Raw genomic sequence first — 25,010 nt, 5'->3', positions numbered from 1 at the left:
GTCTCCCTCTCCGGTCATTCCTTGACGTACGGCTCGCCGGACGCCGCGGGCCCGCGCGAGCGACCCACCAGGCCGGCGACCGCCAGCAGCGTCACGACGTACGGCAGCATGAGCATGAACTGGCTGGGCACGGGGGCACCGACGATGCTCAGGGCGCCCTCGAGGTTCGACGCGAACCCGAACAGCAGCGCCGCGAGCGCCGCCTTGACCGGGTCCCACTTGCCGAAGATGACGGCGGCGAGCGCGATGAAGCCCGCACCGGCGGTCATCTCCTTGCCGAACGCCGACACCGACACCACGGTGTAGAACGCCCCGCCGACGCCGGCGATGGCGCCGGCCACGAGGACCGCCCGGTACCGCGTGCGCTCGACCTTGATGCCCACGGTGTCCGCGGCCTTGGGGTGCTCGCCGACCGCGCGCAGCCGCAGGCCCCAGCGCGTGCGGAACATCGCGAACCACACGCCCGGCACCGCCAGGTACATGAGGTAGACGATGACCGACTGGTTGAACAGCGACGGGCCGATGACCGGGATCTGCGACAGCCCGGGGATCGCCACGTTCGCGAACCGCGTCGTACTGTTCAGCTCGGCGTTCGGCACGAGCACCTGCGAGTACAGGAAGCTCGTCAGGCCGATGACCAGCACGTTGAGCACGACGCCGACGATCACCTGGTTCACCTTGTAGGTGATGGTGAACACGCCGAGGACCGCGGCGACCAGCACGCCCGCGACCACGGCGGCGAGCAGGCCGACCCACGGGCTGTCCGTGACGGACGAGGCGACGGCGGCGCAGAACGCGCCGGCGAGGAGCTGGCCCTCGATGGCGATGTTGACGACGCCGGCACGCTCACCGATGACACCGCCCAGCGCACCGAACGCGATCGGGACGGCCAGCAGCACGGCGCCGCCGATGACGCGGACCGCGGGGACGTCGCTCGCGCTGCCGGCGGCGGCCCACGCGAGGAAGCCCACGAGGAACACGGCGGCGAACAGCATCGACACCCAGCCGGGGACCTTGCGGCGCGCCCCCACACGGACGTAGGCGTACGCCGTGAGCAGGGCCATCACGGCGACGGTGACCCAGGCGGTGGTCGTCCCGGGCACCACCACGTTCGGCAGCGCGACGAGGTCGTTCCCCGTCGCGAGCCGGAAGGTCGCGTCGCCCTCGCGCGGAGCGAGGGCGAGCAGCAGCGCGAACAGCGCCGTGACGACCGTCAGCACGACCGGGACCTTGCGGGAGACCACTGTCACGTGACGGTGCTCGACGACCTCCTCGGGGACGGGTGCACGGTCCGCCGTCGTCGCGCTCATCGCTGGACCTCCTCGCGACGCCCGGCGCCGGGACGGCGGCTTGCGGCCGGTCGGCGGCGACCCGGCTGCGGGAGCCGGAACACCGCCCGCACCAGCGGCGGCGCCGCGATGAACAGGACGATCAGGGACTGCACGACCAGCACGATCTCGATGGGGATGCCCTGCGACGCCTGCATCACCGACCCGCCGGCCTTGAACGCACCGAACAGCAGGCCGGCCAGCAGCACGCCGACGGGGCTCGACGAGCCGAGCAGGGCGACCGTGATCGCGTCGAAGCCGATGCCGGCGTCGATGTCGTAGCTGAAGCCGGTGGTGATGAGGCCGAGCACCTGCGTGCTTCCCGCCAGCCCGATCAGGGCACCCGACACGAGCATCGCCAGGACGGTCGAGCGCGGCACGTCGATCCCGGCGACGCGTGCGGCGTGGGGGTTCTCCCCCACGGCGCGCAGCGAGAACCCGAGCCGCGAGCGGTCGAGGATCCACCACACCAGGACGACCGCGCACAGCGCGAGCAGGAACCCGAGGTGCAGCCGGAACTCCGGGCCGAGCAGCCGCGGCAGCAGCGCGGTGTCCGCCATGGGCGGCGTCTTGGGGTTGGCCGATCCCGGCGCCTGCAGCAGACCGGGTGTCGCCAGCAGGTAGGACAGCAGGTAGAACGCGATGTAGTTGAGCATGATCGTCACGATCACCTCGTGCGCACCGGTCGTCGCCTTGAGCAGGCCGGCGAGCCCGGCCCACAGCGCACCCGCGGCGACGCCGACGGCGACCGCCACGACGACGTGCAGCCCGGCCGGCAGGTCCCACGCGAAGCCGACCCAGCCCGCACCGGCCGCGGCCATGAGCATCTGGCCCTGGCCGCCGATGTTGAACAGGCCGGAGCGGAAGCCGATCGCCAGGCCGAGGCCGGCGGCGATGAGCGGCGTCGCGTACGTCATCGACTGCGTCAGGGGGCGGATGCCCTGCGCGAACGAGTCGGCCGTGTAGTTGTAGACCGCACCGCGGAACAGCGCCGCGTAGGCACCCCCGACCGCCTGCCCGACCGCGGCGAACGTGTCGCCCGGCCGTGCGAAGAAGTACTGCGCCGAGGCCTGCACGTTCTCGTCGGTGAAGGCGATCATCACGGACCCGGCGAGGACGGCCAGGACGACCGCGCCGAGGGAGACGGCCCAGCCGCCGGACACGATGCGCGACAGGGCGTCGCCCCACCGCGTGTCGCGGGCGACCGCCGGGGGGGAGGGGTCGTCGCCTCCCGCGTCGATCGCGACGACGCCGGGGACGACGTCGGCCGCGCCGGCGTCGACGGGGTGCTTCGGCTCGCTCACGCGGCCTCTCCCTCGGTGGGGGCGACGCCGGCCATCATCAGGCCGAGGACGTCGCGGGGGGTGTCGGACGGGACGATGCCGACGACGCGGCCGCGGTACATGACGAGGATCCGGTCGCCGAGCGCGACGGCCTCGTCGAGCTCCGTGGCGACGACGACCACCGGCACGCCCCCGTCGCGCGTCTCGACGATGCGCTTGTGGATGAACTCGATCGAGCCGACGTCCACACCGCGGGTGGGCTGCGCGGCGACCAGCAGGCGCAGGTCGCGCGAGAGCTCGCGCGCCACGACGACCTTCTGCTGGTTGCCGCCCGAGAGCCTGCCCACCTGCGTGTCGATGCCCTGGGTCCGGATGTCGAACTCGTCGACCTTCTCGCGCGCGAACGCGTCGCGGGTCCGCAGCTGCAGCGCGCCCCCGCGCACGAAGGGGGGCCCGTCGGTGCGGTCCAGCACCAGGTTCTCGGCGACGGTGAACGAGCCCACCAGGCCGTCCTGGTTGCGGTCCTCCGGGACGTAGCCGACGCCGGCGTCGAGCACCTGGCGGACCGTGCGGCCGACGAGCTCGGTGCCGTCGAGCTCGATGCTGCCGGTGACCCTGTCCTGCAGCCCGGCGAGCGCCTCGGCGAGCTCGGTCTGCCCGTTGCCCTGCACCCCCGCGACCACGAGGATCTCGCCCCCGGGCACGTCGAACGACACGTCGTCGACGAGGACGGTCCCGCGGGCGTCCGTCACCTGCAGGCCCCGGACGCGCAGCCCTCCGTCCGTGCGGTTCGGCGGCGCCCTGTGCACGACCAGCTCGACCGGGCGCCCGACCATGAGCGAGGCGAGCTCGGCGTCGGTGGCGGTGCGCTCCGCCTCCCCGACGACCGCGCCCCGGCGCACGACGGTGATCCGGTCGGCGACCTCGCGCACCTCGCGCAGCTTGTGGGTGATGAACACGATGGCGGCGCCGCTGTCCCGCAGCTGGCGCATGATGCCCATCAGCTCGTCGGTCTCCTGCGGCGTGAGCACGGCGGTGGGCTCGTCGAAGACGAGCACCTTCGCGTCGCGCGAGAGCGCCTTGATGATCTCGACCCGCTGCTGCACGCCGACGGCCAGGTCCTCGACCAGGGCGTCGGGGTCGACGTGGAAGCCGAAGCGGTCGGCGATCTGGCGCACCTGGGCGCGCGCGGCGTCGAGATCGAGACGACCCCCGCCGCGGGTCTGCTCGTGGCCGAGCATGACGTTCTCGGCGACCGTGAAGACGGGGACCAGCATGAAGTGCTGGTGGACCATGCCGATGCCCGCCGCCATCGCGTCGCCGGGGCCCGCGAAGTGCCGCACCTCGTCGTCGAGGAGGATCTCGCCCTCGTCGGCCTGGTACAGGCCGTACAGGACGTTCATGAGGGTCGACTTGCCGGCGCCGTTCTCCCCCAGGAGGCAGTGGATCTCGCCGGGCTCGACCGTGAGGTCGACGTGGTCGTTCGCCACCAGCGCGCCGAAGCGTTTGGTGATGCCGCGCAGCTCGAGCTTCATGGACGGGATCCTCGGGTCGGACGGTCGGGACGACCGTCGGGTCGGCGGTGCGGGCGCTCGTTCGATCGTCGCACGAGCGACGCCCCGGGCGATCCGTTGCCGGGCCGCCCGGGGCGTCGTGTCATGCGCCGTGCATCACGATCACTCGGAGAGGTACGAGGTGACCGTGAGCTCGCCGTCGATGATCTGCTGCTTGAGCTCCTCGACCTCGGTGACGAGCCCCGGGGAGACCTTCGACTCGAAGTTGTGCAGCGGCGCGATGCCGACGCCGTCGTTCTCGAGCGTGCCGATGTAGGGCGCGGGGTCGAACTCGCCCTCGCCCGCCGCGGTCACGGCCAGGTCCGTCGAGAGCTTCATGTTCTTGAGGATCGACGTCAGGACGATGTCCTGCGTGGAGGGGTCCGACTCGAAGTAGTCGGCGTCGGTGCCGATGAGGGCGACCTCGCGCCCGGAGTCGGCGATCGCGTCCATGGCGGACTGGTAGATCGGGCCACCGACCGGGAGGATCACGTCGACGCCCTGGTCGATGATGCTGGCCGCGACCTGCTTGGCGTCGTCGTTGGCCGCGAAGCCGCCCGTGAACGAGCCCTGGTCGCCGCCCTGGTAGCCGACGACCTGGACCGCCGCGCCCTTGACCTCGTTGTAGTACTCGACGCCCTGCTTGAAGCCGTCCATGAAGATCGTGACGGTCGGGTAGGGCTGACCGCCGAACGTGCCCACCTTGTTGACGCCGCTCTCGGCGGAGTAGCCGGCCGCGAGGTAGCCGGCGAGGAACGCGGCCTGCGCCGTGTCGTAGACCAGCGGCTTGATGTTCTCCGCGTCCACCGTGCCGTCGAAGTCGTTGTCCGCGGCGTCGTCGACCAGGATGTAGTCGATCTCGGGGTTGGCCACGGCCGACTCGACCGTCGCGGCCGACAGCGCGAAGCCGACCGACACGATGGCGTTGCAGTTCTCGGCGACGAGGCTCTCGAGGTTCGTCGCGAAGTCGGCCTCGGAGTCGGACTGCACCTCCGCGAAGCCGGCACCGAGGTTCTCGGTCGCCTCCTTCGTGCCCTCGTAGCTGAGCTGGTTGAAGCTCTTGTCGTCGAAGCCGCCGGCGTCCGAGACGACGCACGCCTTGAAGTCGGAGGCGGCCTCCCCGCCCGCGGTGGGCTCGGACGCCTCGGGGGCACTGCCGCACGCCGCGAGCGCCAGCGTGGCCGCCGCACCCAGCGCGGCCACTCGGATGATCTTCTTCACCGGGGTTGTCTCCTGCTTCTCGTGGTCGCGCCGCGCGGCGTGGTGGTGAGGCTGCCGGCGCACCATCGCGCCGTCACCGCACCGCCGACCGGTCGGCTTCGTCACTGCGACAGTAGACAACCGCCGGTCACCGGCATGTTACCGGCGGGTATCGCTGCAGGTGTCGTGATGAATTCGCAACCTGTTCCCGCGTGACGGACGCCACGTCCGGCGCACGAGACGGGCGAATCAGACCGTCCCGGCGCCACCCGCCCGGCGGCCCGCGAGCTGCGCCGCCCGGGCGAGCACCAGGGCACCGGCCTCGACGGCCCGCTCGTCCACCCGAATGTCGCCCTGGTGGATGTCGTAGGTGCGCCCGCCCGGTGCCCGCGTGCCCAGACGGGCCATCGCGCCGGGCACCTTGGTGAGGTACCAGGCGAAGTCCTCCCCGCCGAGCGACTGCTCGGTCAGGTGGACCGCCTCGGGTCCCAGGACGTCGCGCGCCGCCGCCTCGAGCACGCCGATGCTCTCGGCGCGGTTCTCCACCGGCGGCACGCCGCGCTGGTGCTTCACCTCGACGTCGACCTGCAGGGGCCGCACGACGTCCTCGACGGCCTGCGAGAACACCGCCGACGCCTGCTCCCACGCCCGCCCGTCCAGGCACCGCAGCGTCCCCGACACGCTGCCGGTCGCCGGGATCGCGTTGGGGACGGACCCCGCGCGCACGGCGCCCCACGTGAGGTTGACGCCGGAGCGCGGGTCGAGCCGCCGCCCCAGCACGGCGGGCACCTGGGTGATGACCTGCCCGAGCGCGAACACGACGTCACCTGTCAGGTGCGGGCGCGACGTGTGCCCGCCCGGGCCCGTCACGGTGACCGTCACCTCGTCCGACGCCGACGTGATGGGCCCGATCCGCGTGCCCACCAGGCCGACGTCGAGCTTGGGGTCGCAGTGCACCGCGAAGATCTCCCCGACGCCGTCGAGCCCGCCCTCGCTGATCACGTCGATCGACCCGCCGGGCTGCACCTCCTCGGCCGGCTGGAAGATCAGCCGCACGCCCGCGTCGAGGGCACCGTCCGCCGCCAGTCGCGCGAGGGCCAGCCCGGCGCCGAGCACGACGGTCGTGTGCACGTCGTGCCCGCAGGCGTGCGCGACGCCCCGGTGCACCGACGCCCACGGCGTGCCGCACGTGTCCGGCACGGGCAGCGCGTCCAGGTCCGCGCGCAGCGCGACGCGGCGCGCCCCCGACGCGGCGACGGTGGGGCCGATGTCGCACCACAGGCCGGACCCGGGCAGCAGGTGCGGCGAGAGGCCCGCGGCCCGCAGCCGCTCGGCCACCACGCGCGTGGTCCGCTCCTCCGTGCGCGCCAGCTCGGGGTGCGCGTGCAGGTCGCGACGGATCGCGACCAGCTCCGGCCGCAGCCCGTCGAGCACGGCCGCCAGCGCACGCGCGGCGGGGTCCGTCGGCTCGGGTGCGAGCGTGCGCAGCGGCGGCACGTCGGCGGCGGTCGCGGGCACGGCGGGGTGGTCGCTGGAGGTGGTCAGCACGCCCCGAGCGTATCGCCGTGGCCTGCCGGCACCCCCAGCGGCGCCGGTCACAGCAGGTCGTCGCGCCCGCGCTCGCGCCAGGCGTCGACGGCCTGCTTGACCTGCTGGGCGTGCGCCCGTGTCGTCACGAGGACGGCGTCGGGCGTGTCCACGACGACGGCGCCCGGGATCCCGACGACGCTCACCGCGCGCCCGTCGGCGACCACGACGGACCCGTCCGCGTCGACCCGCAGCACGTGCGCCTCGTCGCCGAGCGTCGGCTCACCGTCCGCGCCCAGCAGCGCGCCGAGGGAGGCGAAGTCGCCGATGTCGTCCCAGCCGAACCCGCCGGGCACGACGGCGACGCCACCGGCCGCCGCGACGGGCTCGGCGATCGCGTGGTCGATCGCGATCCTCGTCAGGGTCGGCCACGTGTCCGCCAGACGCGCGTCGCGCTCGGGGGTGTCCCACGCGGCGGCGATGCGCCGCAGGCCGTCGTGCAGCGCGGGCAGCTGCGCCGCGAGGTGGTCGAGCAGCACACCCGCCCGGACGACGAACATGCCGGCGTTCCAGCTGTACTCCCCCGTGGCGAGGAAGTCCGCGGCGGTCTGCGCGTCGGGCTTCTCGGTGAACGCCACGACGCGCCGGGCGTGCGGCGCGTCCGGCACGCCGAGCGCCGCGCCGCTGCGCACGTACCCGAACGCGGTGGACGGCTCGGTCGCCCGGATGCCGATGGTGACGACCGCTCCCGTGCGCGCGGCGGCCACGGCCTCGCGGATCGTCGCACCGAACTCCGGCAGGCCGGTGATGACGTGGTCGGCCGCGAACGAGCCGAGCACGACGTCGGGGCCGTGCCGCTGGGCCAGGACGGCCGCGGCCAGCCCGATCGCGGCCATCGAGTCGCGCGGGCTCGGCTCGGCCAGCACGTGCTCGGAACCCAGCTCGGGCAGCTGGCGCGCCACCGCGTCGGCGTGCCGCGTCCCGGTCACCACCAGCACGTGCCCGGGCCCCGTCAGCGGCAGGAGGCGGTCGACCGTCCCCTGCAGCAGCGTGCGGCCGCTGCCCGTGAGGTCGAGCAGGAACTTGGGGTAGCCGGCGCGCGACAGCGGCCACAGGCGGGTCCCGGCGCCCCCGGCGGGGACGACGGCGTGGAAGTCGGCGATCGGCGCGTCCGGCATGCGCACACCGTAGCGGCCGACCCCGCGGTGCGCGGGCAGCGTCGGCACCGGTCCGCGAGGCGGACCGTCGGCCCGGGACGGAGGTCCCGGAACCGCCCGCAGGCCTGTGGGGTTGGTCACAATGGACCGTTCCGGGATTCCCGGGGCCGTCGCCGTGGGCCAACCGGGTGGACCGGGTCATTACAGTGAGAGGACGTCAAGGACAACGCCGTCCGCACGCGAACTCGCCTCAGGAGGCCCCCTACCGTGTCCTCAGCGCCCACCGCGCCACCGCGGCCGGCCGGAACGCTCTACCGCGGGCGCGAAGGCATGTGGTCCTGGGTCGCGCACCGCATCACCGGTTTCGCGATCTTCTTCTTCCTGCTCGTCCACGTCCTCGACACCGCGCTCGTGCGCGTGTCCCCCGAGGCGTACAACGACGTCATCGGCACGTACAAGAACCCGATCATGGGTCTGGGCGAGGCCGGCCTGGTGCTGGCCATCGTGTTCCACGCCTTCAACGGCATCCGGCTGATCCTCGTGGACTTCTGGGCCAAGGGCCCCAAGTACCAGCGCCAGATGCTGTGGGTCGTCGTCGCCCTGGTCGCCGTGACGATGGCGGGCTTCCTGCCGCGTCACCTGATGAACGTCTTCGGGGGCCACTGATGAGCACCATCGCCGATCCCAAGGCCCCGCGGGCGTCGCGCCCCGGCCCGACGCGGCGCAGCACGCGCGGCAACTTCGAGCTGTACGGCTGGGTGTTCATGCGCGCGTCGGGCGTCCTGCTCGTCGTGCTGATCTTCGGTCACCTGTTCGTCAACCTCATCGAGGGCGAGGGCATCAGCGCGATCGACTTCGGCTTCGTCGCCGGCAAGTGGGCCTCGCCGTTCTGGCAGGTCTGGGACCTGCTGATGCTGTGGCTCGCGATGCTGCACGGCACCAACGGCGTCCGCACGATCATCAACGACTACGCGGAGAAGGACGGCACCCGCATGGTGCTGAAGCTCGCGCTGTACGCCGCGACGGTCGTCGTCATCGTCCTCGGCACGCTCGTGATCTTCACGTTCGACCCGTGCCCCCCGAACAGCCCGGCCGACCTGCTGCCGTCGTTCTGCACGGCCTGACCGACCGCCACATCCCAGCAAGGAAGGCTCTCCAGCCGATGCAGACCCACCAGTACGACGTCGTCATCGTCGGCGCGGGCGGCGCCGGGATGCGCGCGGCGCTCGAGTCCTCGACGCGCGTGCGCACGGCCGTCATCTCCAAGCTCTACCCCACGCGGTCCCACACGGGTGCGGCGCAGGGCGGCATGTGCGCCGCGCTGGCCAACGTCGAGGAGGACAACTGGGAGTGGCACACGTTCGACACCGTCAAGGGCGGTGACTACCTGGTCGACCAGGACGCCGCCGAGGTGATGGCCAAGGAGGCCATCGACGCGGTGCTCGACCTGGAGAAGATGGGTCTGCCGTTCAACCGCACCCCCGAGGGCCGCATCGACCAGCGGCGATTCGGCGGGCACACGCGCAACCACGGCGAGGCGGCCGTCCGCCGGTCCTGCTACGCGGCGGACCGCACCGGCCACATGATCCTGCAGACGCTCTACCAGCAGTGCGTGAAGAACGACGTCGAGTTCTTCAACGAGTTCTACGTGCTCGACCTGCTCGTGGACCACGACCTCGCCACGGGCGACGTGCCCGAGGGCGAGGAGGTCAACGTCTCGGGCGTCGTCGCGTACGAGCTGGCCACGGGCGAGATCCACGTCTTCCAGGCCAAGGCCGTGGTGTTCGCGACGGGTGGCGCCGGCAAGATCTACAAGACGACGTCGAACGCCCACACCCTGACCGGTGACGGCATGGCGCTGGCGTACCGCCGCGGCATCCCGCTGGAGGACATGGAGTTCTTCCAGTTCCACCCGACAGGCCTCGCGGGCCTCGGCATCCTGCTGTCGGAGGCCGCGCGCGGTGAGGGCGGGATCCTGCGCAACGGCGACGGCGAGCGCTTCATGGAGCGCTACGCGCCCACCATCAAGGACCTGGCACCGCGCGACATCGTCGCCCGGTCCATGGCGAACGAGGTCCGCGAGGGCCGCGGCGCGGGCCCGAACAAGGACTACGTGCTGCTCGACCTCACGCACCTCGAGCCCGCGCACATCGACGCGAAGCTGCCCGACATCACGGAGTTCGCGCGCACCTACCTCGGCATCGAGCCCTACACCGAGCCGGTGCCGGTCTACCCCACGGCGCACTACGCGATGGGGGGCATCCCCACGAACATCGAGGGCGAGGTGCTGCGCAACGCGACGGACGTCATCAAGGGCCTGTACGCCGCGGGCGAGGTCGCGTGCGTCTCGGTGCACGGCTCCAACCGCCTGGGCACCAACTCGCTGCTCGACATCAACGTCTTCGGCAAGCGTGCCGGCCGCTCGGCCGCCGCGTACGCCACGGCGGCCTCGTTCGTCGAGCTCCCCGCGGACCCCGCGGTGAGCGTCGAGGCGGGCCTGGAGAAGATCCGCACGCGCCCCGGCGGCGAGCGGGTGGCGGACATCCGCCGCGCGCTGCAGGAGACGATGGACGCGAACGCGCAGGTCTTCCGCACGTCGGAGTCGCTCACGCAGGCGCTGTCCGACATCAAGGCGCTGCGCAAGCGCTACGAGGCCGTGTCGGTGCAGGACAAGACGAAGACCTTCAACACCGACCTGCTCGAGGCGGTCGAGCTGGGCTTCCTGCTCGACATCGCCGAGACGGTCGTCGTGGGCGCGCTGAACCGCGAGGAGTCCCGCGGCGGACACTTCCGCGAGGACTTCCCCGACCGCGACGACGCCCGCTTCATGCAGCACACGATGGCGTACCGCCGTCCGGTCGCCGAGGGCGCCGCGGGCACCGTCTCGGGTGCCGGCGCGTTCGCCAGGGCCGAGACGTTCGACGGCTACCAGGTGGTCCTCGGGGCCAAGCCCGTCACCGTCACCCGCTACCAGCCGATGGAGCGCAAGTACTGATGACCACCACCGTGGACGCCCCCGCCACCGAGGTCGGCGCCGTGCCGTCCTTCCAGGTCACGCTGAAGGTCCGCCGGTTCCTGCCGTCGGACGAGGACATGCCGACGTTCGGCGCGGCCTTCGTCGCCGAGCCGCGCTGGGACGAGTTCACGGTCGACGTGCACGGCACGGACCGGGTCCTCGACGCCCTGCACAAGATCAAGTGGGAGCACGACGGCTCGCTGACGTTCCGCCGGTCCTGCGCGCACGGCATCTGCGGGTCCGACGCGATGCGGATCAACGGCCGCAACCGGCTCGCGTGCAAGACGCTGCTCAAGGACCTCGACCCGTCCAAGCCGATCGTCGTCGAGCCCATCAAGGGCCTGCCGGTCGTCAAGGACCTCGTCGTCGACATGGAGCCGTTCTTCGCGTCCTACCGCGAGATCATGCCGTTCCTCATCACGACGGGCACCGAGCCGACGAAGGAGCGGCTGCAGTCGCCCGAGCAGCGCGAGCGCTTCGACGACACGACCAAGTGCATCCTGTGCGCCGCGTGCACGTCGTCGTGCCCCGTCTTCTGGACCGACGGCCAGTACTTCGGGCCCGCCGCGATCGTCAACGCGCACCGGTTCATCTTCGACAGCCGCGACGAGGGCGGCACGCAGCGCCTCGAGATCCTCAACGACAAGGAGGGCGTCTGGCGCTGCCGGACGACCTTCAACTGCACCGAGGCGTGCCCGCGCGGCATCGAGGTGACGAAGGCGATCCAGGAGGTGAAGCGCGCGATGATCACGCGCGCCTTCTGAGCGGTCCCCCGCCCGCGGCGCTGCCGCGGTACGTCGAGCCGGACGGCGCCGCGACCGAGGTGCGGCTGCCGGGTGGCAACGTGGGGGGCGCCGTCCGCGTGGGCTCGACGGTGCGGCGCCCGGCAGGTCCGTGGACGCCCGCGGTGCACGCGCTCCTGACGCACGTCCGGGCCCGCGGCCTGGACGGCGTCCCGGAGCCGCACGGGCTCGACGCGCGCGGGCGCGAGGTCCTCGCGCACCTGCCCGGCGTGCCCGTCGACCTCGCCGAGGTGACCGATGCGCGGCTCGCGTCGGCGGCGGCGTGGCTCGCCCGGTACCACGCGGCGGTCGCGGACCTGCGGCCGGGGGGCGTGCGCTGGCGCTTCCTGGAGCGTGACCTGGCCCCCGGCGAGATCGTGTGCCACAACGACGCGACGCTGTACAACATGCTCGTCGCCGAGCCGGGGTCGGACGAGATCGTCGGCGTGCTCGACTGGGACGTCGCCGGGCCCGGCGTGCCGCTCGACGACGTCGCGATGCTCGCCTGGAGCGGCGTCCCGTTCTTCCTCGACCCCGGGCCCGCGCAGGGTGCGCGTCGCCTCGGCGTCCTCGTCGGGGCGTACGGGCGGCAGGCGGCCGCGCTGGGCGCACCGGCCCCGTCCGCCGGTGACGTCGCGCGGCACGTCGTGGCCCGGATGACCGCCGCGACAAACACCATCGCCGGCGGGCAGGAGGCGGGCGACGAGGGCATGCTCAACCTGCTGCAGGTCGGCGAGCCGGCCCGCACCCGGGCGTCGCTGAGCGACTACGTCGAGCGTCTGCCCGCGCTGCTCGCCGCGCTCTCCTCCGCCGCCTGAGTCCACGGCGGACGAGCGCCCGCGGTCCGAACGGCGGTCACAGCGCCTTCACGGGGGCGGGGTCGGCTGCCGGCGGGTCGGCGGTCCAGGCCGCCGCCAGCAGCACGATGCGCGCGATGAGGTTGATCCACAGCAGCAGCACGCCGACGACCGCGAACGAGGCCAGCACGGGGTCGCTGCGCACCGAGCCGGCCACGACCGACGTGCCGAGCACCCGCACGACCCCGAGCCCGGCGGCGGCGATGACCGCGCCGCCCAGCAGGTCACGACGGGGCGGCGCCTGGCCCGCCAGGAAACGGACGAGCATGACGAACACGGCCGCGTCGACGACGAACGCCACGAGGATGCCGGCGACCCGCAGCACGACCGCCGACGCGCCCGACCAGCCCAGCGTGTCCAGGAGCCAGCCGGCCGCCGTCGTCACGGTGATGCCCAGCAGCGCCGACACGAGCACGGCCGCAGCGATCCCGACGAAGGTGCCGAGCTCGCGGAGCTTGCCCAGGACGACGTTGTTCGCGTCGTGCGCACCGAACATCGCGCGCAGCGCGGTGCGCAGCGCGGCGGTCACCCGGATCGCGGTGACGAGGAGCACGACGACCGCGACGACGCCGGCGACCCCCACCCCGGGGCTCAGGACGAGCTGGTCCGGCTCGATCAGACCGCCACCGCCGTCCGGCCCCGTCGCGATGAGGCCCGGTAGCGACTCACCGATCGAGCGCAGGACCGTCTCGCGCAGGGCCGCGTTGCCGCCCAGCACCGCCATGAACGCGGTGTAGCCGATGGTCAGCCCCGCGAACACGGAGAACAGCGCGGTGTAGGCGAGCCCGCCCGTGAGCAGACCGCCGCCCGCCTGCCCGAACCGGGCGTTGGCGCGTGCGGGCCGCGTCCCCTGCCACCAGGCGAGGAGCGCCTTGCCCCGCTCGACCAGCCCACCGAACCCGGGCTTCCACCGGCGCGCGGGCACCGGGTCCGGTGCACGCTCCGCCGCGTGCACGTGCGCCGCCCCCGCCCCCGCGGGCGGTGCGACGACGGTGCGCTCGTGCGGGTCGGTGCGGCGTGCCATGGGGTGACGCTACGGGCGGACCCCCGCCGCGGCATCCGCGACCGCGCCCACCGCACCGAGCACGAAGCGTCGCGCCGGACGCCAGGCCGTGCCGTCGTGCACGAACCGGTGGACGTGCGTGACGTCGAACCCCGCCTCGTACGACGCCATGTCGGCCTGCGCGAGGTCCAGCGCGGCGTCGTCCACGTCGTGAGCGACGGTCACGTGGGGGTGGAACGGGAACTGCGACTCGACCTGCAGGGGCCCGGAGCGCACCGCCGACTCCAGCGCGGCGCACTGCGCGGCGCCCTCGGCGAGCGTCACGAAGACGACCGGGGAGACGGGCCGGAACGTGTCCGTCCCCCGCAGCTCCACGTGGAAGGGGCGGTGCCCGGCGACGGTGCGGGCGAGGTGCGCGTCGAGCTCCTCGAGCCGGTCGTCGGCGACCGGGGTCGGGCCGATGAGCGTCACGTGCGGGACGATGTGGCGAGCCTCGGGGTCCCCCAGGCGCACCCGCGCGTCGTGCAGCTGCCCGCAGAAGGGCTCGGGGACCGCGATCGCGACCCCGACGACGGTCTCGCCGTCGCCCGCCCGGGGCAGCCTCACGCCCGTCGCCGCGGGAGCAGCCCGGAACGGTCGTAGACCCGCTCCAGCGTGGGCGTCGCCAGCTCGCGGGCGCGTGCCGCGCCCGCGGCGAGCACGTCGTCGAGCGCGGAGGGGTCCGAGAGGTAGTGCTGCACACGCTCCTGGAAGGGAGTGAGGAAGTCGACGACGACGTCCGCGAGGTCCTTCTTGAGGTCCCCGTAGCCCTTGCCCTCGTAGTCGCCCTCGAGGGCCGCGACGGTCCGTCCCGACAGCGCCGAGAAGATCGTCAGCAGGTTCGAGACGCCGGGCTTGGCGACGGGGTCGTAGCGGATCTCGCGCTCGGCGTCCGTGACCGCCGACCGGATCCGCTTGGCGACCACCTTGGGGTCGTCGAGCAGCTCGATCAGCCCGTTGGGGCTCTCGGCGGACTTGCTCATCTTCGACGTCGGGTCCTGCAGGTCGTAGATCTTCGCCGTCGCGGACACGATGTACGCCTCCGGGACGACGACCGTGCCCTTCCCGAAGCGCGCGTTCATCCGCTGCGCGAGGTCACGCGTGAGCTCGAGGTGCTGACGCTGGTCCTCGCCGACCGGCACGAGGGCGGTGTCGTACAGCAGGATGTCGGCCGCCATGAGCACGGGGTAGGTGAACAGCCCCACGGTGGTCCCGTCCGCGCCCTGCCTGGCGGACTTGTCCTTGAACTGCGTCATGCGGCCGGCCTCGCCGAACCCGGTGTGGCACGACAGGATCCACGCGAGCTCGGCGTGCTCGGGGACGTGGGACTGCACGAACAGCGTCGAGCGCTGCGGGTCCACGCCCGCCGCGAGGTACTGCGCGGCCGTGCGCCGGGTGCGCTCGCGCAGCACCTGCGGGTCCGGAGCCACGGTCAGCGCGTGCAGGTCGACGACGCAGTAGATCGCGTCGTGCGTCTCCTGCAGGGCGACCCACTGGGTCAGCGCACCCAGGTAGTTGCCGAGCTGGAGCGAGTCCGACGTCGGCTGCATGCCCGAGAAGATGCGCCCGCCCGCGGTCGAGGGCGTGGGGGGCTGCGTCGTGGACAGCACCTGGGTCATTGCGCGGGCCTCCTGGGATGGTCGGCCGTGGGCCGGGTGTCGTGCGGGATCGTACGGGGGAAACGTGCTCGGTGCGCTCAGGTCGCCTCGTCGTCGAACGGTGCCGGTGCACGCGCGGCCACCGGCGGCGCGGCGAACGCGGCCGTCGTCGCGGCCGCAGCCGCGGGCGCCGCCCTGCCCGGACGCGGGACCGCGGGGCGCGACGGTGTGCGCGCGGGCGGGTCGTCGAGCAGCGCGTCCCGCACGATGCGGCGCGGGTCGTAGCGACGGGGATCCAGCGCGGCCCAGTCGACGTCCGGGTCCCCGAGCTCGGCGCCGACGCGCTCCTTGGTGTCGCGGGCGAGGTCGCGCAGCCGGCGCACCCACCCCGCGAGCTGCTCGGCGTACGACGGCAGCCGCTCGGGGCCGACGACCACGGCGGCGACGACGAGCAGCACGAGCAGCTCTCCACCGTTGATCCCGAACACTCGATCAGGTTACCGCGACGCCGCGGACGAGCCCGGCGTCAGCCCGGGGACGCACGCCCCTCGGCGAGCCGCACGCGCACGTCGCGTTCGGTGTCACCGGTGCGCACGCGCAGCACGATCGTGTCGCCCACCTCGCGGGCGCGGATCGCCACGATGAGCTCCTCCGACGCGGTCACCGGCCGGCCGTCGATCGCGAGGATCACGTCGCCGAGGCGGATGCCCGCGCGGTCGGCCGGGCCGTCCTTCGTGACCGCCGAGGTGTCGCGGGGGTTCTGCTCGTAGACGCGCACGCCCTCGCCGGAGTACTCCGGGTCCAGCAGCACCCCGATCACCGGGTAGGTCGCCCGTCCCGTCTCGATGAGCTGCTCGGCCGTGCGGCGCGCCTGGTTCGACGGGATGGCGAAACCCAGCCCGATGCTCCCGACGCCCGTGAGCCGCCCGGGCAGCTGCGCGATCGCGGAGTTGATGCCCACGACCTCGCCCCGCGCGTTGACGAGCGGCCCTCCCGAGTTCCCGGGGTTGATCGCGGCGTCGGTCTGGATCGCGTTGATGTACGCCGTGCCGTCGTCGTCACCGCCCGCCACCACGGGCCGGTTGAGCGCGCTGATGATGCCGGTGGTGACGGTGCCGACGAGGCCCAACGGCGCACCGATGGCGACGACGGGGTCCCCGACGACGACCTCGTCCGAGTCACCGAGCGCGAGCGGCGTCAACCCCGTCGCGTCGACCTTGACGACGGCCAGGTCGTAGTCCCCGGTGGCGCCCACGACGGTGCCCGGCAGCTCGGCACCGTCGGCGAACTGCACGACCAGCGACCCGTCGGCCGCACCCGCGACGACGTGGTTGTTGGTGAGCACGTACCCGTCCTGACGCAGCACGAAGCCCGAGCCCGACGACGCACCGTCGGACGTCGTCACCTCGAGCGACACGACGCTCGGCAGGACACCCGCGGCGATGCCGGCGACCGACCCGGGCGCCCGGTCGACCTGCGCCGCGGGTGCCGGCACGGACGGCAGGCCCGCGTCGGCCCGGCGTCCGTCGTCCGGCACCACGCGGTCCCCCAGCAGGCCACCGAGGAACCCCGCGGCCATCGACAGCACCACGAGCGGAGCGACCCAGGCGGCCGACATCGCGCGTCGTCGGCGACGGCGTGCGGGCCGCGTCGCGTGCGCAGGAGTCGCCGGCGCAGCGGAGTGCGGGACCTCCGCCACCCCATGCTGCCCGGCACCCGGTGGCGGTGTGCCGGGCCGCGCGAACGGCGTCGGCTGCGGCGGGTGGAGCGTGGACGTCGGTACGGACGACGTGGGCGCGGACGACGACGGTCCCGGGGCAGCCGGTGCGGCTTGCGGTGGGGTGCCGACCGGCGGGGCGTCCTCGACCCGCGCGCGCCGGTACGACGACGGAGCCGCGAAGAGCGCCACCGGGGCGGGCGCGGGTGGCGGCGCCACCGGCAGCGGGGGCACGGGTGGCGGCGCCACCGGCAGGGCGGGGGCGGGTGGCGGCGCCACCGGCAGGGCGGGCGCGGGTGGCGGCGCCACCGGCGGGCTCCCGTCCGGGGGACCGGCGGACCCGGCGCCGGCCTCGCTCACGGGCGCTCCCACACGGCCGAGACCGTCTGCCAGCCGCGGCCGATGCGACCGGTCACGGTGTCGTCGTACCCCGCGGACGGGAAGGCCGCGACCAGCGCGTCGATCTCCCCCTCGTCCTGCGAGGCGACGACCTGCACGACGGTCGACCCCGACTGCCAGGCCACCTGCCACGGCTCGGCGGACAGCACGTGCACCTGGCGCCCGCCGACCTCGCGGACGGGGGCCCCGGCGAGCGCGTCGGTGTCGAGGCGGCCCTGCTGCTCGGTCACGACGTACGCCCCGCTGGGACCCGTGACGTCGACCTCGAGGACCTGCGGACCGGTCGTGGACCAGCTGATCGAGCCGATGTGCCACCCCTGCGGCAGCGTGCCGGGAAAGGTCCACCCCTGCCCGCGCAGCCACGCGACCGTCTCGTCGTCCGCGGGCACGCCGCCGGACCCGGTCGCGGGGGTCGACGTGTGCGCGAGCAGGCCGAGCGCGGCCGCCGGGTGGCTCGACGGCGTCACCACGGGCCGCTCGCCCAGCAGGAAGAGGCCCGCCGCGACGGCGCCGAGACCGGCCATCGACCCGACGACCAGCCGGACGGGCGTCCGGCGGGCGAGCACGTCGCCACGCAGCGCGTGCGTCGCCGCGAACGGCAGCGCCGCCCCGCCGGCGACGGCGAACGGGTCGCGCTGCGACGGTCCCTGCGGCACGGGCGGCCGGGACTGCGCCGACATCGACAGCAGGCGCGCGGTCAGGTCCTCGGGCGGCTCCACCGGCTCGGCCCCGGCGAGAGCCCGCCGTGCGGCACGGGCCGCGGCGAGCTCGCGCGCGCACGAGCCGCACGTGGCGACGTGCGCGAGCGCGCGCTCGGTCGCCGTGGGGTCGAGCTGCCCGTCGACGAGCGCGCTGATGCGGGACCCGAGGTGCATCATCCGGCCACCTCCGCCGCGTCGGGGGCGAGCGCCTCCGCGGTGGTGCCGGCCGTGGTGTCGAGCGGCCGCCGGTGCTCGAGCGCGATCCGCAGGCGTGCCCGCGCCCGGTGGATCCGCGAGCGCACGGTGCCGAGCTTGATGCCGAGGGTGACCGCGATCTCCTCGTAGGACAGGCCCTCGATGTCGCACAGCACCACGGCGGCCCGGTACTCGGGCGGCAGGTCGTCGAGCGCGCGCTGCACGTCGTGGTCGAGGTTCGCCACCTCGAACGCGCGCTCGGGTGTCGCGAGGAGGTCCGGCGACGACCAGCGCTCGGAGTCGTCCCCGATCGGCTCGATGCGCACGCGCTGGCGCCGGCGCGCCTGGTCGAGGAAGAGGTTGGTCGTGATCCGGTGGAGCCAGCCCTCGAACGTGCCGGGGCTGTAGGTGTGCAGGGACCGGAACACCCGGACGAACGTCTCCTGCGTGAGGTCCTCGGCGTCGTGCCGGTTGCCGGTCAGCCGGTACGCGAGGCGGTACACGCGCCCGGAGTGCTCCCGGACGATCTCCTCCCACGACGGGGCCTGCCACTCGGCGGGCTGGACGCTCATCAGCAGGGGTTCTCCTCGATCGGCTCGCGGGACGTCATTCTCCCAGGCCGAGGGCCTCGGCCGGACCCGTGTTCGTCGTGGGCGGAACCGGGCGGCGTCCGCGGTGGCCGTCCACGGTCGTCGCCGGCCGCACGACGGGGCGCGGCGCGCAGGGCGGCGGGGTGCACGGGACTACGCTGGCGCCGAGGCGAGCCCGTCCGGGGCGCGCGCGACGAGGAGGCCGTCATCTCCACCGACAAGGCGCAGAGCTGGGTGTACTGCGAGGAGTTCCTCGACGAGGACGACGTGGTCCTGCGCGCCCGTGAGCGGGCGTCCCACCTCGGCTGCACCCCGGTGCTGCCCGGCGCGGGCGCCGCGCTGCGCGTGCTCGCCGCCGCGGCGCAGGCCCGCGCGGTCGTCGAGGTCGGCACGGGCGCCGGGGTCGGCTCGCTGTACCTGCTGCGCGGCATGCCGGCCGACGGGGTCCTGACGACGATCGACCTCGAGCTCGAGCACCAGCGCGCCGCTAAGGAGGCGTTCGCCGAGGAGGGCGTGCGCAGCACCCGCACGCGCGCGATCTCGGGACGGGCGATGGACGTGCTGCCCCGCCTCACCGACGGCGGCTACGACATGGTGGTCGTCGACGCGGACGTCGAGAACTACCCCGCCTACGTCGAGCAGGCCGTGCGGCTGCTGCGACCCGGGGGCGTCCTCGCGGTCGACGACGCGCTGTGGCACGACCGCGTCGCCGACCCGGCGCGGCGCGACGAGGCGACGACGACCGTGCGCGACGTCGGCCGCCACGTCCGTGGCGACGACCGGCTGGTGCCCGCGCTCCTGCCCGTCGGCGAGGGCCTGCTGGTGGCCGTCCGCCGCTGAGGCGCCGGTCCGGTCCGCGGCGCCTCCGCCGGTCCTTCGCCCGGGCACGCCACCGGCGGCCCGGGCGTCCCGGTCAGTCGAGCGTGCTCAGGTACTCCAGCAGCAGCCGCGCCCCGTAGCCGGTGGCACCCTCGGTGATCTCGTGCTTGTCGGACGTCGAGCGGCCCGTGCCGGCGATGTCGAGGTGCGCCCACGTGCGTCCGCCGACGAACCTGCGCAGGAAGAGCGCGGCCGTGATCGACCCGCCCCCGATCCTGCGGTCCTCGGGCACGTGCCGCAGGTCCGCGACCGACGAGCGGACCGCCTCCTCGTAGTCGGCGACGAGCGGCATGTGCCAGACGAGCTCGCCCGTGCGGTCGCCCGCGGCGGTGAGCGCCGCGACGAGCGCGTCGTCCGTCCCGTACAGCGCGGCGTGCTGCCGGCCCAGCCCGAGCGTCGCGGCCCCCGTGAGGGTCGCGACGTCGACGAGCACGTCGGGGTCGAGCGTCGCGTCGGCCCACGCGAGGGCGTCGGCGAGCACGAGGCGGCCCTCGGCGTCCGTGTTGGCGATCTCGACGGTCGTGCCGCCGTGGATCGTCACGACGTCGCCGGGCCGGTACGACGCGGCGCCGAAGTGGTTCTCCGCGAGCGGCAGCACCGCGGTGACCCGGTGCGGGACCTGCGCCCGCGCGGCCGCGAGGACGGTCGCGAGCGCGACGGCCGACCCCGCCATGTCCGTCTTCATGGGGACCATGGCCTCGCGCGGCTTGATGGACAGGCCGCCCGTGTCGTAGGTGATGCCCTTGCCGACGACCACGACGTGCCGCCCGCCGGCGCCCGCCGGTGTGTACGAGACGCGCACGAGGCGCGGCGACGACGCGGAGCCGGACCCCACGGCGAGGATGCCGCCGAACCCGCCCGCGGCGAGCTCACGCGGACCGAGCACCTGCACGTCGAGCCCGGCCTTCGTCCCGAGCCGGCGCGCGCGGTCTGCCATCCACGCGGGGTTCTTGACGTCCGAGGGGGTGTTCGCGAGGTCCCGGACCAGCCAGGTCGCCTCCGCGCCGATGCGCGCCGTCTCGACCGCCGCGGCCACGGCCGCGCCTTCGCGGCCCAGCAGCACCAGCTCGGCAGCCGCCTTCGTGTCCGGCGTCGCCGAGATGCGCGGGTGGCTGTACGCGGCGAGCAGGTAGCCCTCGGTGACGGCGCGCGCGGCCTGCGCCGCGCCCGCGTCGTCGTGGTGGGACTGCGCGCCGACGGTCGCGGCCACGCGGCGCAGGCCGCGGGTCGCGCGGGCGAGCGCGGCCCCCGCGCGCCGCAGCGCGGTGGGACCCTCGTCGCCGACGCCGACGAGCACGATGCGCGGCGGCAGCCCTGCCCACGGCAGCTCGACGGACGATCCGACGGGCAGCGGCAGGTGGACGGTGAACGCCTCCCCCGCGGCGCCCGTCAGACCGGCGCGCTCCGCCAGCTCCGACAGGTCGATGCCGTAGCGCGCGGCCACCTGCGGCGTGCCCGACCGTGGCTGCAGCGCGTCGTCACCCGCCCTTCCGGGCGCGACCTGCACCGCGACCGCGTCGACCGACCCGTCCGTGAGGAGCGGGGAGTCGACGACGCTCGCGCCGTGCAGCACGACGGTGGGCGGGGTACGGGGTGCTGCCGCGGCAGCCGCGCCGGTGGTGCGGGGGCTCATCCGCAGGTCGTCAACCGACGACGGAGGTCAGGGCCTCGCCCAGCTCGGCGGCCTCGGTCGCGTTGAGCTCCACCACCAGCCGTCCACCGCCCTCGAGGGGGACGCGCATGACGATGCCGCGGCCCTCCTTGGTCACCTCGAGCGGTCCGTCGCCGGTCCTCGGCTTCATCGCGGCCATCCGGGGCCTCTCCTTCGCGTCGCACGTGAGCGGCCGACAGTCGCCGGGCAGCCCCGACAACCTCCTGATCAGCCGGTTGTCCAGCGACCATCCTAGTTCACCCCGCGCGACCCCCGCCCAGGCCCCGGGGGCACGAACGGGTCACGGCGGCCAGTCGCCGTGGGGGTTGAACTCCCACATCTGCCGGACCCACAGGACCTGGAGCCCGAGCATGAGCACCAGCACGGCCCCGAACCAGAGCCGCCGCGCCCATGGCGGGCGAGGCACGACGCCGGCCGTCACCGCACCGAGCGGGAACGCGAGGAGCAGGAACCGGGCGAGGCTGGACCCCGGTTCGATGACGGCGAGGATGTACACGACGTACGCCGCGGACCAGGCGTGCAGCTCCGGTCCGAGCCGCCAGGCGGCGGGCACCAGCAGGACGGCGGCGACCAGGGCGAAGCCGGCCACCATGGCGGGCGTCCCCCACTCCTGCAGCCAGAACTGCGGCACGTACGTCCACCCGGAGAACGGCACGACCTCGCGGACGCCCCGCCACGCCGCCTGCGTCTGCAGGTAGCCGTCCGGCACGCCCGTCACCCAGCCGCAGATCGCGGGCCAGGCGACGCCGGACACGCCCGCCGCGGCGGCCAGGGCCGCGAGGCCTGCGCCGTCGCGCCGGCCGAACGTGTCCTCGCCCCGGCGGGCACGCCACCACCGCACGCCCGCGTGCACCACGACGACCGCGGCCATGGGCAGCGCGACCGCGCGCGTGAAGCCGAGGGCGACGACGACGAGCGCGGCCCACGCGTACTGCCGCCGCACGAGCAGCAGCAGCGACGCCGCGATCAGCAGGAGAGCGGCCGACTCGGTGTAGGCGACCTGCAGGACCGCTGCCGTGGGGAACGCGCAGACCAGCGCGACGGTCGCGAGCGGCAGCCCGGGCCGGGCGGCGACGGCGCGCGGCGCGCCGTGGCGCACGGCCTCGTGCACGACGAGCATCGCGGCACCGCCCAGCAGCAGCGCCACGGTCGGCGCGAGGACGACCCAGGAGCCGCCGGTGAGCGTCATGAGCGCCCGCACCAGCATCGGGTACAGCGGGAAGAACGCCCACTGGTTCTGCTGCACGAGTCCCTGGGCGTCGCGCGGCAGCTCCGCCGGGTACCCGCCCTCCGCGATCTGCCGGTACCAGCCGGCGTCGTAGAACAGACCGACGAACTCCTGGTACGACGGGTTGGCCCCGGTCCACAGGTTCTCCTGCTGCACGGTCGCGGTCCAGACGAACGCGGCGGCCACGAACAGGCGCGAGGCGGCCCACACGAGGAGCACGTGCACCCACCACGGCCAGCCGCGGACGCGGTCCCACCAGGCGACCGGGCCCGTCGCGGCGGCCGTCGCGCGGGACTCCGCCGCTCCCGCCTCGTCACCGTCCGCCGCGACCACCACGTCACCGGGGACCACCGCGTCGCCGTCCGCCACGTCGCCGTCGACGACGTCGCCGCGCGGCGTCTCGGCGCTCACAGCATCCCCCGCAGCGTGCGCAGGGGCGCCCGCTCCGCGCGCAGCGCCGCGACCATGTCCAGTGTGCGCCGCGTCGCCGCGACGTCGTGCACGCGGAACACCCGCGCGCCGAGCCACGCCGCGACGGCCGTCGCCGCCAGGGTGCCCTCGAGCCGCTCCTCCGGCGGGAGGCCCAAGGTCTCCCCGACGAGGTCCTTGCGTGAGATCGCCATGAGCACAGGGTGCCCGATCTGCACGATTCGCGGGGTGTTTCTCAGCAGGTGCAACGAGTGCCACGTGGTCTTGCCGAAGTCGAGGGTCGCGTCGACGAGCACCGAGGCGGGGTCGACACCCAGGGCGACGGCGCGCGCGGCGGCGGCCGTCAGCGTGGACACGACGTCCGCGAGCACGCCGTCCAGCGGGTCGGCACCGTCGGGTGCCGGGTAGGCGACGCGGAACGGGTCGCTGCGCGGCACCGCGCCGCCGGTGTGCGAGCACACGACGCCCAGCCCGCGCTCGGCGGCGACCTCGACGAGCGCGGGGTCGTGACCGGCCCAGGTGTCGTTGAGCAGGTCGGCGCCTGCGTCGGCCACGACGCGGGCCACCCCCGAGCGCCACGTGTCGACGCTCACCAGCAGGTCGGGGTGCCGCGCGCGGACGCGCTCGACGACCGGCAGGACGCGCGCGATCTCCTCGGCCTCGTCGACGGCCGGCCCCCGCCCGGCGCGCACGCCGCCGACGTCCAGCACGTCGGCGCCCTCCGCGACGGCCCGCTCGACGGCCGCGTCGACCGTGGCGTCGCCGTACCGGGCGGCGGCGTAGAAGGAGTCGGGGGTGCGGTTGACGACGGCCATGACGACCGGGTGGTCGTCCCCGAACGTGCGTCCGCGCAGCCGCAGCGGCGCGGCGCCGACCGGGACGCCGGGCAGCGGCCCGCTCGTCACCACCCGCCGTCCGCGAGCGCGTCGTCCGCCTGCGGGTCGTCCGGCGCCGCGGCGCGCGCGGCGCGACCGTCACGCCCCGTCGGTTCCCGGTGCTTGCCGGCCGCGGCGGCCGCGCGCTGGTCGCGGGCGGCTGCGCGCGCGGCGGCCTGCTCCTGCGCCCGCAGCTCCGCGCCGCGCCGCACCACGTGCTCGACGGCCTCCTGCGCGGTCGACACGAGCTGCAGCATGTCGATGTCCGCCGCGGCGATCATGCCGGCGGGGTGCACGGTGTCGCGGAGCCAGGTGAGCAGCCCCGACCAGTACTCGACGCCGACCAGCACGATGGGGAACCCGGTGACCTTGTGGGTCTGCACGAGCGTGAGCGCCTCGAACAGCTCGTCGAAGGTGCCGAACCCGCCGGGCAGCACGACGAAGCCCTCGGAGTACTTGACGAACATCATCTTGCGGGCGAAGAAGTACCGGAAGTTGACGCCGAGGTCGACCCACTCGTTCATGCCCTGCTCGAACGGCAGCTCGATGCCGAGGCCGACCGACAGCCCGTCCGCCTCGGCCGCGCCCTTGTTGGCGGCCTCCATGATCCCGGGACCGCCCCCGGTGATCACGGCGTAGCCCGCCTCGACGAGCCCGCGGGCGACCTCCTGCCCGAGCGCGTAGAAGGGGTCGTCGGGCTTGGTCCGCGCCGAGCCGAAGACGCTGACCGCCGGCCCGACCTCCGCCAGCGCCCCGAACCCCTCGACGAACTCGCTCTGGATCCGCATGACGCGCCAGGGGTCGTCGTGCAGCCACGCGGCTCCCTCCCCGCGCGACAGCAGCCGCTGGTCGGAGGTCATGGCGGGGATCTGGTCGCGGCGCAGCAGCACGGGACCGCGGCGGTACTCCGGCGCCGGTGCCGAGGAGTCGTCGGTGGTCATCCCCCGAGCCTATGCGCGCCCGGCGAGGAGCCGCGTCGCGC

Annotated in this window: 24 protein-coding genes; 6 read left to right on the top strand and 18 right to left on the bottom strand. The window is 74.1% G+C overall.

Translation table 11 applies throughout. From position 1 onward, the window contains the following. Positions 1-14 precede the first annotated feature (14 nt). The 6 genes from KKR89_RS04990 to KKR89_RS04965 all read right to left on the bottom strand — a co-directional run bounded on the left by KKR89_RS04990 (position 15) and on the right by KKR89_RS04965 (position 8,069). Positions 15-1,310, bottom strand: a complete 1,296-nt coding sequence (locus KKR89_RS04990) for an ABC transporter permease (RefSeq protein WP_208198132.1) — start codon at positions 1,308-1,310, stop codon at positions 15-17. After that, positions 1,307-2,632, bottom strand: coding sequence for an ABC transporter permease (locus tag KKR89_RS04985; RefSeq protein ID WP_208198131.1), 1,326 nt, complete (start codon positions 2,630-2,632; stop codon positions 1,307-1,309). The genes KKR89_RS04990 and KKR89_RS04985 overlap by 4 nt, the downstream gene beginning before the upstream one ends. Continuing rightward, on the bottom strand, positions 2,629-4,146 hold the full coding sequence (locus KKR89_RS04980) for an ABC transporter ATP-binding protein (protein WP_208198130.1): 1,518 nt from the start codon (positions 4,144-4,146) through the stop codon (positions 2,629-2,631). Before KKR89_RS04980 ends, KKR89_RS04985 begins: the two co-directional genes overlap by 4 nt. Before the next feature lie 141 nt (positions 4,147-4,287). After that, positions 4,288-5,385, bottom strand: coding sequence for a BMP family lipoprotein (locus KKR89_RS04975; protein ID WP_208198203.1), 1,098 nt, complete (start codon positions 5,383-5,385; stop codon positions 4,288-4,290). 228 nt (positions 5,386-5,613) lie between these two features. Continuing rightward, entirely contained in the window at positions 5,614-6,861 is a 1,248-nt protein-coding gene (locus KKR89_RS04970; RefSeq protein WP_372438600.1) for an amidohydrolase, read from the bottom strand. A gap of 98 nt (positions 6,862-6,959) precedes the next feature. Continuing rightward, positions 6,960-8,069 (bottom strand): mannose-1-phosphate guanylyltransferase, encoded by a 1,110-nt coding sequence (locus KKR89_RS04965; protein WP_208198128.1) that lies wholly within the window; start codon positions 8,067-8,069, stop codon positions 6,960-6,962. 246 nt (positions 8,070-8,315) lie between these two features. On the opposite strand from KKR89_RS04965, the gene sdhC reads away from it, so the two are divergent. The 5 genes from sdhC to KKR89_RS04940 all read left to right on the top strand — a co-directional run bounded on the left by sdhC (position 8,316) and on the right by KKR89_RS04940 (position 12,664). Continuing rightward, positions 8,316-8,714, top strand: a complete 399-nt coding sequence (gene sdhC, locus KKR89_RS04960) for a succinate dehydrogenase, cytochrome b556 subunit (protein WP_208198127.1) — start codon at positions 8,316-8,318, stop codon at positions 8,712-8,714. After that, positions 8,714-9,172 (top strand): succinate dehydrogenase hydrophobic membrane anchor subunit, encoded by a 459-nt coding sequence (locus tag KKR89_RS04955; protein ID WP_208198126.1) that lies wholly within the window; start codon positions 8,714-8,716, stop codon positions 9,170-9,172. Before sdhC ends, KKR89_RS04955 begins: the two co-directional genes overlap by 1 nt. 38 nt (positions 9,173-9,210) lie before the next feature. Beyond that, positions 9,211-11,043 carry a succinate dehydrogenase flavoprotein subunit gene (gene sdhA / locus KKR89_RS04950; protein ID WP_208198125.1) on the top strand — a complete coding sequence of 611 codons (1,833 nt, stop codon included), beginning with the start codon at positions 9,211-9,213 and terminating at the stop codon, positions 11,041-11,043. Next, the gene (locus KKR89_RS04945; protein WP_208198124.1) at positions 11,043-11,828 is read left to right on the top strand and encodes a succinate dehydrogenase iron-sulfur subunit; all 786 of its coding nucleotides are present in this window, start codon (positions 11,043-11,045) and stop codon (positions 11,826-11,828) included. Before sdhA ends, KKR89_RS04945 begins: the two co-directional genes overlap by 1 nt. 80 nt (positions 11,829-11,908) lie before the next feature. After that, positions 11,909-12,664 (top strand): phosphotransferase, encoded by a 756-nt coding sequence (locus KKR89_RS04940; protein ID WP_251141022.1) that lies wholly within the window; start codon positions 11,909-11,911, stop codon positions 12,662-12,664. A 37-nt stretch (positions 12,665-12,701) separates the two neighbouring features. On the opposite strand, the gene KKR89_RS04935 is transcribed toward KKR89_RS04940, so the two are convergent. The 7 genes from KKR89_RS04935 to sigE all read right to left on the bottom strand — a co-directional run bounded on the left by KKR89_RS04935 (position 12,702) and on the right by sigE (position 18,927). Further along, the gene (locus KKR89_RS04935; protein WP_208198123.1) at positions 12,702-13,727 is read right to left on the bottom strand and encodes a YihY/virulence factor BrkB family protein; all 1,026 of its coding nucleotides are present in this window, start codon (positions 13,725-13,727) and stop codon (positions 12,702-12,704) included. A gap of 9 nt (positions 13,728-13,736) precedes the next feature. After that, the gene (locus KKR89_RS04930; RefSeq protein ID WP_208198122.1) at positions 13,737-14,312 is read right to left on the bottom strand and encodes a 2'-5' RNA ligase family protein; all 576 of its coding nucleotides are present in this window, start codon (positions 14,310-14,312) and stop codon (positions 13,737-13,739) included. Then, positions 14,309-15,364, bottom strand: coding sequence for a tryptophan--tRNA ligase (gene trpS, locus KKR89_RS04925; RefSeq protein WP_208198121.1), 1,056 nt, complete (start codon positions 15,362-15,364; stop codon positions 14,309-14,311). The genes KKR89_RS04930 and trpS overlap by 4 nt, the downstream gene beginning before the upstream one ends. A 77-nt stretch (positions 15,365-15,441) precedes the next feature. Continuing rightward, entirely contained in the window at positions 15,442-15,831 is a 390-nt protein-coding gene (locus KKR89_RS04920) for a Sec-independent protein translocase family protein (RefSeq protein WP_208198120.1), read from the bottom strand. 38 nt (positions 15,832-15,869) lie between these two features. Further along, positions 15,870-16,961, bottom strand: coding sequence for a S1C family serine protease (locus KKR89_RS04915; RefSeq protein ID WP_208198119.1), 1,092 nt, complete (start codon positions 16,959-16,961; stop codon positions 15,870-15,872). A 455-nt stretch (positions 16,962-17,416) separates the two neighbouring features. After that, positions 17,417-18,337 (bottom strand): zf-HC2 domain-containing protein, encoded by a 921-nt coding sequence (locus tag KKR89_RS04910; protein WP_208198118.1) that lies wholly within the window; start codon positions 18,335-18,337, stop codon positions 17,417-17,419. Next, a complete protein-coding gene (gene sigE / locus KKR89_RS04905; RefSeq protein ID WP_208198117.1) occupies positions 18,334-18,927 on the bottom strand; it encodes an RNA polymerase sigma factor SigE in 594 nt (197 codons plus the stop codon). Before sigE ends, KKR89_RS04910 begins: the two co-directional genes overlap by 4 nt. 225 nt (positions 18,928-19,152) lie before the next feature. Between sigE and KKR89_RS04900 the strand changes: the two genes are divergently transcribed. After that, on the top strand, positions 19,153-19,785 hold the full coding sequence (locus KKR89_RS04900) for an O-methyltransferase (RefSeq protein WP_191784239.1): 633 nt from the start codon (positions 19,153-19,155) through the stop codon (positions 19,783-19,785). Positions 19,786-19,858: 73 nt separating this feature from the next. On the opposite strand, the gene KKR89_RS04895 is transcribed toward KKR89_RS04900, so the two are convergent. From KKR89_RS04895 to KKR89_RS04875, 5 genes are all read right to left on the bottom strand, one after another. After that, a complete protein-coding gene (locus KKR89_RS04895) occupies positions 19,859-21,457 on the bottom strand; it encodes a leucyl aminopeptidase family protein (protein WP_208198116.1) in 1,599 nt (532 codons plus the stop codon). 10 nt (positions 21,458-21,467) lie between these two features. Next, entirely contained in the window at positions 21,468-21,635 is a 168-nt protein-coding gene (locus KKR89_RS04890; protein ID WP_013116243.1) for a DUF3117 domain-containing protein, read from the bottom strand. A gap of 141 nt (positions 21,636-21,776) precedes the next feature. Further along, entirely contained in the window at positions 21,777-23,135 is a 1,359-nt protein-coding gene (locus KKR89_RS04885; RefSeq protein ID WP_243883445.1) for a hypothetical protein, read from the bottom strand. Beyond that, positions 23,132-24,058, bottom strand: coding sequence for a dihydropteroate synthase (gene folP / locus KKR89_RS04880; RefSeq protein ID WP_208198201.1), 927 nt, complete (start codon positions 24,056-24,058; stop codon positions 23,132-23,134). The genes KKR89_RS04885 and folP overlap by 4 nt, the downstream gene beginning before the upstream one ends. Further along, positions 24,055-24,969, bottom strand: a complete 915-nt coding sequence (locus KKR89_RS04875; protein WP_208198115.1) for an LOG family protein — start codon at positions 24,967-24,969, stop codon at positions 24,055-24,057. The genes folP and KKR89_RS04875 overlap by 4 nt, the downstream gene beginning before the upstream one ends. Between the last annotated feature and the right edge of the window lie 41 nt (positions 24,970-25,010).

The organism is Cellulomonas dongxiuzhuiae (assembly GCF_018623035.1).
Taxonomy (GTDB): Bacteria; Actinomycetota; Actinomycetes; order Actinomycetales; family Cellulomonadaceae; genus Cellulomonas; species Cellulomonas dongxiuzhuiae.
The sequence above is the reverse complement of the archived record's forward strand: the minus strand, read 5'-3'. Positions and strand labels throughout refer to the sequence as shown.